Origin of the sequence: Pseudoalteromonas sp. 19-MNA-CIBAN-0066 (genome assembly GCF_040308705.1) — a bacterium.
Lineage (GTDB): Bacteria > Pseudomonadota > Gammaproteobacteria > Enterobacterales > Alteromonadaceae > Pseudoalteromonas > Pseudoalteromonas nigrifaciens.
This window is the reverse complement of the sequence record NZ_JBEONZ010000107.1, coordinates 1-443: the sequence shown is the minus strand read 5'-3', so window position 1 is coordinate 443 and position 443 is coordinate 1. Positions and strand designations below refer to the sequence as shown.

The 443-nt window shown below is 48.1% G+C and carries 1 protein-coding gene; it reads right to left on the bottom strand.

Features of this window, described 5'->3' with window-relative positions:
• Nucleotides 1–443, bottom strand: a 443-nt coding sequence (locus tag AAEZ18_RS18390) for an IS66 family transposase zinc-finger binding domain-containing protein (RefSeq protein WP_350595530.1), incomplete at both ends; no start/stop codon positions are given.

Below are 443 nucleotides of genomic sequence, written 5' to 3'. Positions count from 1 at the left end.
CCGCGCGATAGTTCAAGGCCGCCACGGCCCAGTATGTCAACGAAACGATAAAGCGGTAAGGCATCGCAGTATTTGCCCGTAACAACCGCCGATAACGCTTCTGGACTCGCAATGCTGCCAGGAATAGGCTGCTTGGGTTTAGGCGCGGTGATTATTTTACTGGCCAATTGTTCATGCTCGCAATGTCTGCAAGCATATTTAAATTGTTTGTGCTTAATGACACTGACTTTCGCCGGAATAATCTTCACTTGCTCGCTGTCTTCACTACCACATTGATGTAGTTGTTCACCGCAACACTGACACGTTAACTCGGTTAAGGTGTGCTCAACTTCTTCTCGTTCAAAGTGCTCAGCCAGTATTTGTTTACCTTTCTTATGGTGTTTAGGCGGCTCAGTCGTTTTATGCTGCTCCGCTTCATTGAAGGTGCCCCGTGGGGCTTTTTC